The organism is Thalassoroseus sp. (assembly GCF_984380535.1).
Genome location: NZ_CFHRBF010000002.1, coordinates 414,709 through 429,328, shown reverse-complemented (window position 1 = coordinate 429,328; position 14,620 = coordinate 414,709). Strand labels below are relative to the sequence as shown.

Sequence of the window (14,620 nt, the reverse complement as noted above, 5' to 3'; positions counted from 1 at the left end):
AAATTGCGTATCCTTCCGCCCCATTTGGCTCAGTATCTTTCGAGATTCTCACCATTGATATAACCCCCAGCCTTCCATTTCGGACTCCACTTTTCTCGCATGCCACATGAGCGGTCCTTCGAGATATGCTCGGAATCTCGCGACGCGACGATTGCTTTTGATCGTGGTGATAGGGTGGTGCGGCTGGTTTCAACTGTCGGGATGTGCGGCGGATCGGTTTGTCGAGTTGCGACCGGAACCTAAGAATCCGCTTGCAGATACGCTAAATCTCTACGCACGCGGCGGACCGAAACCGAGCGAACGCACCGTTCTTGTGTTGCGACGCTATGCGTTGCCACCGGATGGTGGACGCGACATCTCGGCGACCATCGCAGAACTCTCGCAATTTCACGATGCGGAACCAACAGCAGAAACCGCATATGCTTTGGCGGAATTGAGTTACGTCGCCGCTGCACGGGCAGAATTACTGCATCCCGATCAGGCCGCAGATTTTTATATGAATGCCGTCGCATTCGCATATGGATACCTGTTCGACCCCAGATTGAATGAAGGTCGAAACCCTTACGATCCTCAGTTTCGCGGCGCAAGTGTTGTCTATAACACGGCTTTGGAGAAGTGTCTGCGAATTGCACAGTCGCAGGGACGGTTCACACCCGGCACTCAGTACACGTTCGAAAACTGTGGTCGGACAATCGATGTTTCCATCGAGCCACGCGGTTTCAATTGGACTGCCGACGATTTCGAGTCGTTCCAGTTTGTCTCGGATTACAATCTCAAAGGACTGTTGAACCATCATCGTCAAAGCGGATTGGGCGTGCCTTTGATCGCGATTCGCCGGTCAGGGGTGCATCGTCCTGAGATGGAACAGTATTACGCCAAAGGGTTTAGCTTCCCGGTGACGGCGTTTCTTCGTCTGGAACCCCAAGAAACATCCGACGGCAAAAAGCGGTTGTCGGCGACGGTGGAACTGTACGATCCGCTCGAAATCCAGCAGGTCCGGGTTGCAGACCGGATGGTGCCGATCGAATCTGATATCAGCACGCCGTTGGCCTACTTTCTGGACAATCCCGCGATGCACCAAGTGGAGACATTTGGATTGCTCCGCCCGGAAAAACTTCGTCGTGTGGCCGGGTTGTATATGGTGCAGCCGTATCAACCGGGGAAGATACCTGTGCTAATGGTACACGGTTTGTGGTCCAGTCCGATGACTTGGATGGAAGCTCTCAACGATCTTCGTAGTGATCCCGTTCTACGGGAGAACTACCAGTTTTGGTTCTATTTGTACCCGACTGCCGATCCGTTTTGGAAATCTGCCGCCGATTTACGGGAGGACTTGGCCGAGGTCCGGCAGTCGTTCGGGAGTCGCGATCCGAACAATAAACTGGGCGAAATGGTGGTCGTCGGACATAGTATGGGCGGGCTGATTTCCCGGCTCATCACCTACGACAGCCACGATGACTATTGGGCTGCCGTCAGCCATACACCGTTGGCGCAGGTCAGTGCTTCCGAGGAGGTCAAACGAGATCTCCAGCGATTGTACTATTTCGAGGGCGACTCCGCCGTCCGGCGAGTGGTTACCATTGCTAGCCCGCATCGAGGGAGTGAATATGCGAATTCCGTCACCAAATGGTTGGCACGACGGCTGATCGCCATTCCACAATTGACCCTTCAGACAACGCAACAGTTGCTGACACTCAATCCGCGGGCGTTTCGGGCTCATGGACCATTAGGTGGTTCCACGAGCATCGATTCTCTGTCGCCAGACTCGCCGATCTTACAGGTGATGCACAACACAACACGTCCCGAGGGCGTGACCTATCACAACATTGTCGGCGTCAAGCACACCGATCGTCCATTAGAGCGGAACACTGACGGCGTGGTCGCATTCAACAGTGCCCATCGGGAGGACGTGGTATCGGAAATTGTCGTTCCGGCCGAACATAGCATGGTCCATCGACACCCCCGCACAATTCTGGAACTTCGCCGGATACTTCGGGAGCATTTGCTCGACGCCACAAACCGTCAATCACCTATTCAGTTGCTCGACCACCAGGAACTTACACCCGCACCTGCGAATGTTGTCCCCTCAAGCGGAGGAGGGGGGCAAATCTCGACACCCGTTCAGAAAATGCCAAGTCAGCCGCGTGTGCCGTCGCGTTTAACCTATCAGCAGGTTCCACAGCATCCGCAGCTAGAACGGATGATTCCACCACCCCAATTCGCAGCTGTCCCGAAGCCGAGGACGGCGTCGCAAGATGGCGTTTGGACTTCTCCGCCAGCGATCGACTCATCGCAGAAGCAGCAGTTTGACTCGAACCGCGGTGTTTGGTCGTCTCGGCCCAATTCCGTCGTTCCTAGGCAGAGCGAACAAGGAATAAAGACGCCAACACCTACCGCATGGCCAACGATCGTCCCTAACAGCGGACAACCGAACCCACGTCCCCAACGCCAAATATCGGTTCATCAACCGAGCCAGACTCTGCCAATTGTCACTCCGGGACCATCTCGACAAACTGAGGTGTCTCAACCGGAATTAACTCGCGACGCACCACCGGGATTTCCCGAGGGGCTGATATTCCCAACCGAATCCGATCGCCGTTGATCTGGGTAACGGTGAGTTGAATGTCGTCGCCAATCTGAATCTGCTCGCCCAACTTTCGGGTGACCACCAGCATATTCTGAATCCTTTCAATGTCGGTTTGCGTACCATCCGTGGTACGATTGTAGCGCATGTGCACAAAACGTCGATGGGCGAATTGGGCTTGGCGAAAAAATTTTTCGACAGCTTGGCGAACTGTTATTTGTGGTAGCCAAGACCCTCGATCACACTCAGGAGTTCTTCGTATGTGATGAAGCGTCGACGGTGGACGGCCTTGTATTCGTCGACGGCTTCGGCAAGTTCCTTCACCTCGGGACGCAACGAATCGTGGGAATCCCGGAATTGCCGACGATTCGGACCGGAATATTCGGAATCGCGGTTTTGACGACGATCGACAAACTGTGTTGACTTCTGCTCGGTCACGGTATTCATTAAACTACTCCAAGAGCGGTTCACATTGAACCGTAACGGGTTCTGGCTCGCGGAAGTGCGTGAACATGATGGTTCGTCGTATTCACTGCGAAGACAGAAGACCGTGATACGGTCAAGCGAGAGTGGGCCATACAAGAACTTAGGTCCTGATTCCGACAGCCGCAAATTGTTTTTTTCTTTGACGTCGGAAAAGCGTTCCGACGTGAACTAATCAGGCGGCTTCATTCCTCCGGCAGCCGATCAAGCGGACACCCATGACGACTAAAATTGCTCTTCTCGGCGGCGGTGCAATGGCGACGGCTTGTTGCACGCTGCTGACTGAGAATCCGGAACAGCGTGTGGCTTTGTGGGCCCGCGATGCGGAGCGAGCCGCCGACATGCGGACGCACCGGGAAAATCGCCGGTTGTTGCCCGGAGTTCCGATTCCCGAATCCGTCGAGATCACCAGCGATATCGATGCTGCTGTTGCAGACTCGGAATTCCTCGTGATCGCGATCCCCACGAAATTCCTCCGCCAAGCGCTGATCGGCCTCAAACCGCATCTCACCGGCAACCGTTCGGTGGTCAGCGTGATCAAGGGGTTGGAGAACCAAACCTTCATGCGGCCGAGTGAGGTCATCGAAGATGTGCTCGGGCACCGTCCCGTGGTCACACTCGGCGGACCGAGTCATGCGGAAGAAATCGCCCGCCGTCTCCCCGCGACCGTTGTGGCTGCCAGTGGAGATGTGACGCTTGCCAAACGTGTTCAAGAAATTTTCAGCACCGACCGATTCCGCGTTTACACGAATTCCGACATCGTCGGCGTGGAACTCGCCGGGGCATTGAAGAACGTGATCGCAATCGCCGCCGGCATTTGCGACGGTCTCGGCTACGGCGACAACGCCAAGAGTGCATTGCTCACGCGTGGCTTGGTCGAAATGACCCGCTTCGGTGTCGCGATGGGAGCCGAAGCCAGCACGTTCTCCGGCCTAGCCGGCATCGGCGACTTGATCACGACCTGCATCAGTCCCTACAGCCGCAATCGCAAAGTCGGGGAACGTCTCGGCAAAGGCGAAACGCTCGACCAGATCCTCAACAGTATGGATGCCGTCGCCGAAGGCGTGACCACGACCAGCAGCGTCTTCGAGTTAGCCGAACAACGCGGCATCGACATGCCCATCACCACCGAAGTCTACCGCGTCCTCTTCGACAACAAATCCCCCGAAGAAGGCACCGACACCCTAATGCTACGTCCCCCCCGCGGCGAGTGATACCATTGCTCTCGTCGTGAGACGCAGAATTGCAGCGGAGTAGGGTCCGCTGGGCGGACCGTTCTCTCATTCGCGGGGTGACCGAGAAGGATTTCTGTTTGGGCTGTGGACCAGCAAAAGGTTGTTTGATGTGAGGTTCGAATCACAATCATGGAAACAGCGATTCGGGAAGCACCGCAAACAGCCGGTTGGATGTCCGATTTCGAGAGCACAGTTGGAAGACGCTTCGACTGATTGGCCCGAACTGCATCCAGCGACCCTAGCGACTTTCGTAAGGCATTTCGGTAAAAAAATAGAATCGCGCCGAGTGCTTGGTTTTGCGTGTTGGCTGCAAGCCTGCGATTAACCGCGACGGGTGTCAGAAACGCTTCCACCTCTTGTTCGCCCATCGTCTCTGGATGAATCCATTCACCGATCTTTTTCCGATGGAAACGAAGAAACTCTTCGATCCACCGGCGATATGTTTGTGTCGTACGGGTAGCCAGACGCCGGACCTTACAAGCCGCAATGGATTGGTCGGGTTTTCATCCAAAAATTGAGCCGCACAAGTTTGCTCTGTCAATTCACGAATAGTATCTGACGTATGTTGTGTAGTTGCAACTAGTTGACAAATGGTACTCACTGCGATACTTTTTACGAAATTTGAGAGATAATCATAACTCTGCGAAGCCCGATGCAGTCGAGATCAATTATATACGCTTGCTTCAGTCTTCTCGCCTTCTGCACGTTGCCAGTTGGTTGTGATCGCGCCAATCCCCGGCAATCATCGCACCACGATGAACTGAACCACTTCGACGGCGTGATAGACAACTCTGACTTCACGTACGACACTTTCAAGTCAGATCTTTATGTGCGAGCGGGCCAGCACCTGAAAGACGGCGACGTCGATGCTGCAAAGGTACTGTATAAGAAAGCGATCGAAAAATACCCAGACGATCCCGTTGGCTTCACTGCGCTTGGGACGAGCTTTTGCTTCGAGCATAATTATGAAGATGCACAAACACAGTACCTGCGGGCGCTGGAAGTGGATGCGTCATGTGCAAGTGCGTATTATGGATTGGGATGCGTTGCCTACGAGCAGCAGCAGTACGATCTCGCGATTGACTACTTGTCAAAGGCACTCGACATTGCCGAGGCTGACGGCGACTGCCATCGCGTCCTTGGTATGGCATTCGACGCGAACGGCGATGTACCTAGAGCAATAGCTCATTACGAAAGAACTCTGGCGTTGAACCCAAATGACGACTCAGTAAGGAACAGGCTAAGGCGGCTAGTACAGCAACTACCAAATCGCATAACAAAGCCGTGAACCGGAGCGGCGAATCCGGCGGAAACTGAAATCAATACGTTATGTCGACGCCTGGTTACGTTTGGCGTTGTGCTGCAAGCGATGGTTTGATGAATTTGGACCGATGTCACTTTTGGCTCGCACGCTTCCGTGATGAGGAGTCATTGGAATCGTACTTTGCTGAACCAGACGAATACTTTGACGGCGAACCCATCAATCAGTTTGCTCGTGATCAAAACAAGACTTTCTACGATCACGACTTCGTATTCGCCGAATTCGACGCTGATGGCCGGCTGGACCACCTGTGCGACCGGATCCAACTTCCCGCAGAAACCCGTGATGAGCTACTGAAACGAGCAGGCAACGATTACAATGCGATCATTGCGGGCGACCAAGGAGAATTCGACACCCCTCAGGATGTTGAGGGCGACCCGATGCTGACTTACGTTGGCTGCTTTCCTTGTTTTGTTCAGGACTGAGGCCAACGACAAAAGCGGCACAACAACCCCATGCACCGGAGTTGCCGACCGGCTGCAAATTAGAATCAACGTCGCTGGTGGCAACCCGGTGATTTTGGACGTTCGCCTACTGAGAGAATCATGCCTAACCAACCACACGAGCAACCGCCTGATGGTTTCTCTCAACTTCGAATGGCTATCATCGCTGACATCAAGCGCCATGTCGCTTCACTCCATCAGACCGGCATTGATTTCTACGGATACGCTGTCCTTCCACCGGACTACTACACGGCATTCGACCCAACTACGATTGCGGTCGCGTTCAACTGTGAATCTGATATCGACGATAGTAATCGCGGCCAATCGTACTACCGATATTCCGTCGATGAATGGCAGAACTACGTTCATGATGGATTCGACGCCGTCAATCGTGAACTGAAAGCATTGCTGACAGCGACCAAATCATCAGATGATGTCTCAGTCGATGACTCGTTTGTTAACTCGGTCTATCAAGCTGTTCTGGACGCAATGCAGGCTCTTCGAAACGACAATACATTCGACGGTGTGCCGTATCTGGTTATTTGGCTGTCTGACTCGGGCGATTCTATTTTGAATCGATCGGCCAAGTTGCTAAACTCGCCTGAGGTCTATGCGGAATTCGCGTCGGAATTTGGTGAATGATGGACAGATCGCGGCGAACTATGCGATGAACCGAAGTCGCGGAGTCGTCGTTCTTGACAATTGAAAATCAAGCGATGCGATTCGGTTATCGCGGACGTTATTTGCTAAAACAATCGTGGACTACCGCAAGTTCTTACCTGAGCCGCCAAGTGAGTGCCGGGATCCGGACCTGTTTCGGCTACTCAATGAATTCCACTTCGTGAGGTGGCACCCAGATTACGAAGATCGCCGTGATGAGCTTCGCAACCAGATCAAAATGGAATCAATTCTTTCACGGGCCGAACTTGCTATCGAAGATCCGTATGAATGCTTGCGCCGATATGCAGGGGAATTATTGATCTGGGTACGCCGAGAGAACGCAGCCCCATTCATACTGAAACTGCTTAACGACGAGAACGAGTTTGTACGTGGAGAAACCGCTCGGACGCTCTCGCAAATGCGTTGCGACTCCTGTTTACAACGACTCATCGAACTCGCGACAACTGATTGCTCGCCATTCGTCAGAGGTTGCGCTGTTTCGGGGCTTGGTGGCCAAAACCCGATAAAGTCCATCCCCGTGCTGATCGAGATTCTCGACAATGATCACGAAGCATGTGAAACCGGTCATACACCGAGTGGTTGTGCCGCGACAGCACTCGACGAGATGATGGAGACAGAATGGACTCAGAGGCGATTTGACGGTGGATTGCGCAGTCTTAATCCAGATGGAATTGATTTGACAGCGTTACGGGAACAGGCTTTATTGTTCCTGAGTCACTGCCAACAACGCAATGAAGGCAAATAACCAACGCATGCACGGGAGCGGCGGTGGCCAGCGCATTTTGAAATCAACGTCAACACCCGCCACTCCGTGATGCGGGTCGTTACCCGACTGAAGCGAAGATTCATACATGATCGCAACCCGTCGTTTCGCAAAGCTCGCGTCTGCGATCATGCTGCTTGTCGCGATCGGCTGCTCCGAAACATCCAAGCCGGACACGGAGAATAAACCGGACACGGAGAAACAGCCAATGGATGAGAAGCGAAATTCACCTTGGACTACCATCGGTGAATACGATGCTGGCATTGTTACGAGCAAACCAAGTGGCGACGATGGGACGACCGAATTCGTCGCATCGAAACACTTTCTTGGTACAATGCTCCAGTACATCTGTAGGCACTACGACTGCACGGTGATAGTTGATCCACCCGCATTGGCATCAAAACCGATCGAACTGACCGTCACTGGTGATTCGGCCGAATCTGTATTCCGCGCGATTGCGGATACGTGCGACCTGCAATTTTCCTCCAAGGACAGCGGAGAGTTCATCCTGACCGGAGAAAATGCGTCGGGTGGTTCGGGACGCCTAATTGCTGCTGATACGTTTCCCCCATGGTGGGATCAGTGATTCGCGGGTAATAATCGCGTGCACCGGAGTACGCGAGTCAGGCGGTTTTGAAGTTGAGAATCTCGCGCGTGTACCCGGTGACGCGTGACGTTATGTCGCTAAAGGCAGCCGTATGACACAGGACTTGGACAATATCCGCTCCTTTATTGCCGATCGCATCGTCGAAGGTTTCGATACCGTTCACGAAATCGTCGAAGAGGCGACCGCATACGCCTCCGAATCTTACGGTCGCGAAAACGTCGAATCGGAAATCAAAAGTCTCACGGCGGAGATTCTCGCGGACTATCGGCGAACACAAAACGACTGGCAAGGCGAAACGGACTGCGAAAAACTGGATCGCGCATTCGCCGCATTGAACACACAACAAATCGTGGCACGACAGAATTTCAGTTGTTGCCTCAATTGCGGCCACCGGGAAATATGGAACGAAATCGAAGAAGTCGAAGAACGACATCCAGTTGATGGATATGTTTTCTATCATCTGCAATGTACCGAAGACGCCGTGAAGACCGGCCGACTGTTCATGGCCTATGGCTCCGTCGCAGAAGACGAAGAATGCCTACAACGGGTTGGTCACGCTGTCGTTCAAGAATTGCAAAACGTCGGCCTCAATGCCGAATGGAACGGAAGCATGAACAGCCCTATTTCGATCAATGGTCTAGTTTGGCGTCGGAGACGATAACTAGATGTCTACTGCAAAACGCGGCATAACAAGGCGATGCACCAGAGCGGAACTCGGGGCGCGGTTTTTCCGCGTCCTTCGCTTCGTTTATGTTTTTTCGATTGGCTAAACTTTTTCGGGTTGGTCTGTTCCGCCCGCTGATCTTGGTCGTTATGCCACAGATTCAGCCGCGTGAGGTATCCCGAAGACGACCTTGCGAACGATCTGCACTTCACGCTCATGCGGGAATTCGAATCAACGACAACGGCGGTCTCGATTAGCCAAGTCGTGTCCGCTGTGCGGAACATTTTCTTATTCGCATGCTTCGATTCTTGTCCGTTTATGTTTGGGCCCAACGTGCCCACATCTCCATTTAGCTCGTTAATACTATGGTCAATCCGACCATGAGCTGGTGAGTCACGCTATCGAAATGACTAACGGCCGGGTGGGAACTGCCGTCTCGCCCCATAGTATTTCCAGCGATTTCGAGAGGGCCAGCGATTTGCACTGCTAGGCAAACTAGAAATAACACACAACATTCATGATATCTGCGCTTTAGTGGTGAAAATGATTTGAGATTTTGGGACGTAGACCCGGTCTCAAAGACGACATCGCGGGAGCATCTCGGTATGCTATGCCTCTGCTAGTCGGGCCCCAATGGTTAAGAATGACACATATTTATGTGTTTTATTTTCTCGCTGTGCGAGTTTCAAATCGGATGTGCTTGATCTCGCTGTGTGAGCGGTCGACTGATTCAATGCATTTTAATTTGCTGGAGCCCAAAATGATGAGAGAGCTTGGTGCGCTGGTCTTCTGTAGTCTGGCACTACTACCCTCTGGGTTGACTCACGCACAAGAATTGCTGCCGTTTCCGCCCACACCTTCGGCGTCTGTTGCTGGCCCCACGATGCAGGAATCGGTGTATAACAAACGCGTGGATCCTCGACGACTTCCGGCAGATGCACCAAACATCTTGATCATCCTGATCGATGATGTCGGACCAGGAACACCCGATACCTACGGAGGCGAAGTTCACACTCCGAATCTCTCTCGTGTTGCCAATGCCGGCATTTCATACAATCGATTTCACTCGACGGCCATGTGCTCTCCGACACGGGCGTCCCTCCTGACCGGCCGCAATCATACGCGAGTCGGTAACGGACAAATTGCTGAACTAGCCAACGATTGGGATGGGTTTAGCGGTACGATTCCGAAATCGAGTGGCACTTTAGCCGAGGTGCTTAAAGATTATGGATACAACACCGCGGCATGGGGCAAGTGGCATAATACGCCAGCGGAGCAAACCACATCGAAAGGGCCTTTTGATTATTGGCCGACAGGCTACGGCTTTGAGTACTTTTACGGATTCCTAGCGGGGGAGGCTTCGCAATATGAACCACACTTGGTTCGAAACACCACTTCGGTTGAAACTCCCGAAAAACTTGATGACGGCAGCGAGTATCATTTGACGGGAGATATCGCCGACGATGCGATCTTGTGGCTCCGTGAACAACAAGCCTTCTTACCCGACAAACCATTCTTCATGTACTGGGCAACTGGAGCTTCCCACGGTCCTCATCAAGTTCCGAAAGAATGGGCCGACAAGTATCAAGGAAAGTTTGACGACGGCTGGGACAAGTATCGGGAACGGGTGTTTGCGCGGGCTAAGAAACTCGGCTGGATTCCAGAGGACACTCAACTGACTCCGCGTCCTGATTCGCTAGCCGCTTGGGACTCGATTCCCGAGGATCAAAAGCCGTTCCAACGTCGTCTGATGGAAGTGTTCGCCGGGTTTTCGGAACACGCTGACCATCACGCGGGGCGAATCCTTGATGAACTCGAGCGGCTGGAGCAACTCGATAATACACTCGTCTTCTATATCTGGGGTGATAACGGCTCTAGTGCCGAAGGTCAGCATGGCACGATCAGCGAGTTGCTTGCCCAAAACGGCATCGCTACGAAAATCGAAGACCATATCCGAGCGCTCAATCAACTGGGCGGTCTCGACGTGCTAGGCTCGGCGAAAACCGACAACATGTATCACGCAGGATGGGCATGGGCTGGAAGCACTCCCTATAAGAGTACAAAACTAGTCGCTGCGCACTTTGGCGGAACGCGTCAGCCGATGGCAGTGAGCTGGCCTAAGAAACTACAAGCCGACAAAACGCCACGGTCTCAATTTCATCACGTCGTCGACATCGCGCCCACAGTCTACGAAGTCCTAGGTATCACGCTGCCTCGCGAGATTAATGGCGTGCCTCAGGATCCGATCGACGGAATCAGCTTGCAATACACGTTCAGCGACCCTGAAGCTGAAGACCAGCGTAAGACACAGTTTTTTGACATCATGGGTAGCCGAGCGATTTACCACGATGGTTGGATCGCTAGTACCTTTGGCCCCCGAACGCCTTGGACGCCCGGCTCGATAGACCTGTCGTCGTGGGACCCACGCAACGACACCTGGGAACTCTACAACCTGAAAGAGGATTGGAGTCAAGCCAACGATTTGGCAGCGAAGATGCCGGAGAAGGTTCGGGATATGAAAGAATTGTTCATGATCGAATCGACAAAGAACAAGAATCTGCCGATTGGTGGGGGTTTATGGGTGCCAGTGCTGCATCCCGAAGACAGACCAGCTCCTCCATATAACAAATGGACTTTTACGGGGGCTATCAACCGAATGCCAGAATTCGCAGCCCCAGCACTTGGAGCTCGATCGAACACGGTAACCATCGAGGCCGTAGTGCCTGAGAAAGCGAACGGCGTGCTCTATGCTCTCGGTGGTTTCTCCGGCGGTCTAACATGCTACCTAGATGATGGTTACCTTTGCTACGAGTACAACCTATTCGAGATCGAACGCACGAAGTTCCGATCGGAGAAACGGGTGCCCGCCGGAAATGTGCAGTTTGAAGTCGTCAGCCAATTCAAATTCGTCAAGCCAAACCTCGTTGGCGAAATTGCATTGAAAGTGAACGGCAAGAAGGTCGCAGGCGGTCAGGTGCCACGCTCCGCACCGCTAACATTTACAGCGAACGATTGCCTCGACTTAGGTAGCGACCTCGGTTCGCCCGTCTCTGAATTTTATTACGACCAGAAGCCCTACAAGTTCACAGGCACATTAAAGACGACGAAGATCGCCTATGATGACTAGTGGCCTAGGCGAATAGACTGGGATGGCAAAGCATAACCCAGTCTATTCGCGTTGCGGGTTGGCATCGAGAAATCATGTCCTAGTGAGTCGACCTAGATCAGTGTGTGAACAAAAACTGCTTGGAGTTTAATAACGCCCATAGCAGATCCTCGTAGCACTCTTTGGGGCTAGGGGATTCGTCGAGGAAGTTTTGGGCAGCGGTGAGTTCGGCTTCTGTCGGTTTGCGACAGAGTGTGGCGAGGTACAACTCTGTCACGATTTCTTCGGCGGGACGTTCCGACTTGAGCAGTTCGGCGATGCGGCCATCTTTCGCGCCGATTTTGTTGGCGAGGATGTCGCCGTTGAGTGTGTGCAGTGCCTGAGCCAAGTTTTCATCGGGCATGCGTTCGCACTCGCAGACTGTTGCCCGTCGTGGTTTGGCGAATGTGGTGAGGAAGTAGTTCGGGTATTCCGCATCGGGCAGTTCGATTGCTCGTGTGCCGGGCGGCAAACTTTTGAACTTTGTGCTGCTACCAGTAGCGATGTCGATCGCGTCCAACAACGGTTCGGCGGGCAGTCGGCGGACTTGGTAATGACTATAGAATCGTTCGTCCGTCACATTCTGCGGAGTCGCTTCACTACTGAGTTGGTACAACCGGCTCGTCATGATCGTCCGCATGAGTTGTTTGATGTCAAAGCCGTCGGCGACGAATTTCTTCGCAAGCGCATCGAGCATTTCTGGATTCGTCGGTGGGTTCGTTTCGCGGAGATCGTCGACCGGATCGACCAAACCGCGACCAAGCAGATACGACACATACCGATTCACAACCGACTTGCTGAAGTAATCGTTTTCAGGGGCGGTCATCCACTCGGCTAATGGGATTCGCAGGTCGAGATCGTGCGTGACTGGTTCGCCTTGCAGCGGGGTCGGTTCCATGACTTGCCCGGTACGCGGATGTCGCACGCTGCCCGAGGATTTGACCAATACGATCGACTCGCGTCCAAACAGCCCAAAATCCTCGCTGTTCTTCGTGCCCACACGGGAGAAGAACGCCGCAAACCCGTAATAGTCGGCTTGGCTGAAACTTTCGAATGGGTGATGATGACACTTCGCACATTGCAATCGCACACCAAGAAAGAGCTGGGCGGTCGATTCGGCCAAGTCTGTCGAGGTGCGGTTAATGCGGAAGTAATTCGCTGGTCCGTTGGAGTAAATCGAGCCCTTCGCGGTCACCAATTCCTTGACGAATTCATTGAATGGTTTGTTCGTGCGGAAGCCGGCTTTCAACCAGTTGTGAAGAGCCCACATGCCTTGCTCGCCGACAGTTTGGCTGCTGTTGCGGATCAGGTCCGACCATTTCAAAGTCCAATAGGCGGCGTATTGATCATTGTAAATGTCGAGCGTTGGATCACCAGTCAATCCTAACAGTCGATCCACCAACTGCGTGCGTTTGTCGGGATCGGTCGATTCGAGGAACGCTTTGGTTTCTTCGAGCGTGGGCACCGAACCGATGGCGTCGAGGTAAGCGCGTCGTAAGAACGTAGCGTCATCGCAGATCGGGGACGGCTGCAAACCGAGTTCTTCGAATTTAGCGGCGGCGAGTTCGTCGATGAAATTCTGGTTTTGCCAGTCCTGGAGTTTCAAAGATTCCGAATAAGGCACCACGAACATCGCGAGGGCAGCTCGGCGTTCGAATCGCACCATGATTGGGCCTTGTCCGCGACCGGCAGTCGTGACGAGCCCGTCATCGGACACGCTCGCGACGGCATCGTCGAGTGTGTCGAACTTGGCCCAGTGGGTGACGTCGCGTGTTGTGCCATCGCTGTATGTTGCGACAACGCGCAGTTGCTGTTCCACACCCGGGGTTGCGACGCGGCGATTCGGTGAGACGTTAATTTCCGTGACTTTCGGGGCATCTTTGACCGGAGATGCTGCACCCCCACCGAGCCATTCCGCGAGAATTTGGTAATCAATGGAACCCTTTTTCAACCGCTGGCCACCGCCATGAGGAACTTGCATCGTCGGTTTGAGCAGGAACAAACTACGTTCGGGGTCCAACAGATTTGCCCGGCGGCTTTGTCGGTCTCGCACGATGCTGTTCCAGTCCAATTGGGGATCGAACCCAAAGACCGAGAGCACGAACCCGCCTTTCCCATATTGGCTGGCGTGACACGCCCCCATGTTGCAACCGGCTTTGCTGAGAACAGGACGAACGTCGTGGTCGAACGCGACAGCTGCCGTCTCGGCGATGTTCTGAACCGTCACTGGCACAGACACGGTCTCGCCGTTCGCGGTGATCTTGACGGTCGCGGTGCCGTTACTCTTTGCCAAAAGTTGCCCGGTTTCGTCGACAGTAACGATCGTCGGGGCAGAGGATTCGTATTTTGCCGATCGGGTAAGGTCGGCCGCGTGGGAAGTCGGTCCCTCGGAACGAACGAGCAACTGGGTGCGTGCGAAGTTGCCATTCAAAGCGACGTCCGCCGGTTCGACGACCAACCCCGCATGCACATTCGGCACACACAGCGTAAACGTGACACAAATGAATGCAAGATTCAGCAGATGGGTTCGGCTGGAGATGGTGCAGGGCATGTCGCGAGCCTCCAAGGCGGGTGTCCGGTCAGAACGGTTGAGGGAGGGAATCGGCAAGTTTCTCGAGAACTCATTATGTCACGTCTGGCGGACCGATTCCATAGATAAACGGGTTTTGATGTTGAAAGAGAATTCATATCATA

At 53.6% G+C, this 14,620-nt stretch carries 13 protein-coding genes; 9 read left to right on the top strand and 4 right to left on the bottom strand.

All coding sequences use genetic code 11. The features are described from left to right. The first annotated feature begins 106 nt into the window (after positions 1 to 106). Positions 107 to 2,602: an esterase/lipase family protein gene (locus AC5DDB_RS04040; protein WP_491738393.1), complete on the top strand. Its 2,496-nt coding sequence runs from the start codon at positions 107 to 109 to the stop codon at positions 2,600 to 2,602. Here the strand turns inward: AC5DDB_RS04040 and AC5DDB_RS04035 are convergent. After that, a complete protein-coding gene (locus AC5DDB_RS04035) occupies positions 2,490 to 2,732 on the bottom strand; it encodes a carbon storage regulator (RefSeq protein WP_491738392.1) in 243 nt (80 codons plus the stop codon). The genes AC5DDB_RS04040 and AC5DDB_RS04035 overlap by 113 nt on opposite strands. 65 nt (positions 2,733 to 2,797) lie before the next feature. Next, positions 2,798 to 3,031: a hypothetical protein gene (locus AC5DDB_RS04030; protein WP_491738391.1), complete on the bottom strand. Its 234-nt coding sequence runs from the start codon at positions 3,029 to 3,031 to the stop codon at positions 2,798 to 2,800. 254 nt (positions 3,032 to 3,285) lie between these two features. Here AC5DDB_RS04030 and AC5DDB_RS04025 point away from each other — a divergent pair, with 254 nt between their 5' ends. Next, positions 3,286 to 4,281, top strand: a complete 996-nt coding sequence (locus AC5DDB_RS04025) for an NAD(P)H-dependent glycerol-3-phosphate dehydrogenase (protein WP_491738390.1) — start codon at positions 3,286 to 3,288, stop codon at positions 4,279 to 4,281. On the opposite strand, the gene AC5DDB_RS04020 is transcribed toward AC5DDB_RS04025, so the two are convergent. Further along, positions 4,203 to 4,790, bottom strand: a complete 588-nt coding sequence (locus tag AC5DDB_RS04020) for a site-specific integrase (RefSeq protein WP_491738521.1) — start codon at positions 4,788 to 4,790, stop codon at positions 4,203 to 4,205. The genes AC5DDB_RS04025 and AC5DDB_RS04020 overlap by 79 nt on opposite strands. A 164-nt stretch (positions 4,791 to 4,954) precedes the next feature. On the opposite strand from AC5DDB_RS04020, the gene AC5DDB_RS04015 reads away from it, so the two are divergent. The 7 genes from AC5DDB_RS04015 (at position 4,955) to AC5DDB_RS03985 (ending at position 11,908) form a co-directional block, all read left to right on the top strand. Next, entirely contained in the window at positions 4,955 to 5,590 is a 636-nt protein-coding gene (locus AC5DDB_RS04015) for a tetratricopeptide repeat protein (RefSeq protein WP_491738389.1), read from the top strand. An 89-nt stretch (positions 5,591 to 5,679) separates the two neighbouring features. Further along, positions 5,680 to 6,048, top strand: a complete 369-nt coding sequence (locus AC5DDB_RS04010) for an immunity 22 family protein (RefSeq protein WP_491738388.1) — start codon at positions 5,680 to 5,682, stop codon at positions 6,046 to 6,048. 120 nt (positions 6,049 to 6,168) lie between these two features. Beyond that, positions 6,169 to 6,708 carry a DUF4303 domain-containing protein gene (locus AC5DDB_RS04005; protein ID WP_491738387.1) on the top strand — a complete coding sequence of 180 codons (540 nt, stop codon included), beginning with the start codon at positions 6,169 to 6,171 and terminating at the stop codon, positions 6,706 to 6,708. A 199-nt stretch (positions 6,709 to 6,907) separates the two neighbouring features. Beyond that, on the top strand, positions 6,908 to 7,492 hold the full coding sequence (locus tag AC5DDB_RS04000) for a HEAT repeat domain-containing protein (RefSeq protein WP_491738386.1): 585 nt from the start codon (positions 6,908 to 6,910) through the stop codon (positions 7,490 to 7,492). A gap of 106 nt (positions 7,493 to 7,598) precedes the next feature. Continuing rightward, complete coding sequence (locus AC5DDB_RS03995) at positions 7,599 to 8,096, top strand: hypothetical protein (RefSeq protein WP_491738385.1); 498 nt, start codon at positions 7,599 to 7,601, stop codon at positions 8,094 to 8,096. A 112-nt stretch (positions 8,097 to 8,208) separates the two neighbouring features. Continuing rightward, a complete protein-coding gene (locus AC5DDB_RS03990) occupies positions 8,209 to 8,778 on the top strand; it encodes a DUF6891 domain-containing protein (RefSeq protein WP_491738384.1) in 570 nt (189 codons plus the stop codon). Between the two features lie 763 nt (positions 8,779 to 9,541). Continuing rightward, positions 9,542 to 11,908 carry an arylsulfatase gene (locus AC5DDB_RS03985; RefSeq protein WP_491738383.1) on the top strand — a complete coding sequence of 789 codons (2,367 nt, stop codon included), beginning with the start codon at positions 9,542 to 9,544 and terminating at the stop codon, positions 11,906 to 11,908. A gap of 97 nt (positions 11,909 to 12,005) precedes the next feature. On the opposite strand, the gene AC5DDB_RS03980 is transcribed toward AC5DDB_RS03985, so the two are convergent. Beyond that, positions 12,006 to 14,477, bottom strand: a complete 2,472-nt coding sequence (locus AC5DDB_RS03980; protein WP_491738382.1) for a DUF1549 domain-containing protein — start codon at positions 14,475 to 14,477, stop codon at positions 12,006 to 12,008. Positions 14,478 to 14,620: the final 143 nt, after the last annotated feature.

What these genes read in the sequence shown, in the direction of transcription:
- AC5DDB_RS04040 (WP_491738393.1), top strand. Translation starts at nt 107, where the DNA reads ATGAGCGGTCCTTCGAGATATGCTCGGAATCTCGCGACGCGACGATTG.
- AC5DDB_RS04010 (WP_491738388.1), top strand. Translation starts at nt 5,680, where the DNA reads ATGAATTTGGACCGATGTCACTTTTGGCTCGCACGCTTCCGTGATGAG.
- AC5DDB_RS04015 (WP_491738389.1), top strand. Translation starts at nt 4,955, where the DNA reads ATGCAGTCGAGATCAATTATATACGCTTGCTTCAGTCTTCTCGCCTTC.
- AC5DDB_RS03995 (WP_491738385.1), top strand. Translation starts at nt 7,599, where the DNA reads ATGATCGCAACCCGTCGTTTCGCAAAGCTCGCGTCTGCGATCATGCTG.
- AC5DDB_RS03990 (WP_491738384.1), top strand. Translation starts at nt 8,209, where the DNA reads ATGACACAGGACTTGGACAATATCCGCTCCTTTATTGCCGATCGCATC.
- AC5DDB_RS04025 (WP_491738390.1), top strand. Translation starts at nt 3,286, where the DNA reads ATGACGACTAAAATTGCTCTTCTCGGCGGCGGTGCAATGGCGACGGCT.
- AC5DDB_RS03980 (WP_491738382.1), bottom strand. Translation starts at nt 14,477, where the DNA reads ATGCCCTGCACCATCTCCAGCCGAACCCATCTGCTGAATCTTGCATTC.
- AC5DDB_RS04035 (WP_491738392.1), bottom strand. Translation starts at nt 2,732, where the DNA reads ATGCGCTACAATCGTACCACGGATGGTACGCAAACCGACATTGAAAGG.
- AC5DDB_RS04030 (WP_491738391.1), bottom strand. Translation starts at nt 3,031, where the DNA reads ATGAATACCGTGACCGAGCAGAAGTCAACACAGTTTGTCGATCGTCGT.
- AC5DDB_RS03985 (WP_491738383.1), top strand. Translation starts at nt 9,542, where the DNA reads ATGATGAGAGAGCTTGGTGCGCTGGTCTTCTGTAGTCTGGCACTACTA.
- AC5DDB_RS04005 (WP_491738387.1), top strand. Translation starts at nt 6,169, where the DNA reads ATGCCTAACCAACCACACGAGCAACCGCCTGATGGTTTCTCTCAACTT.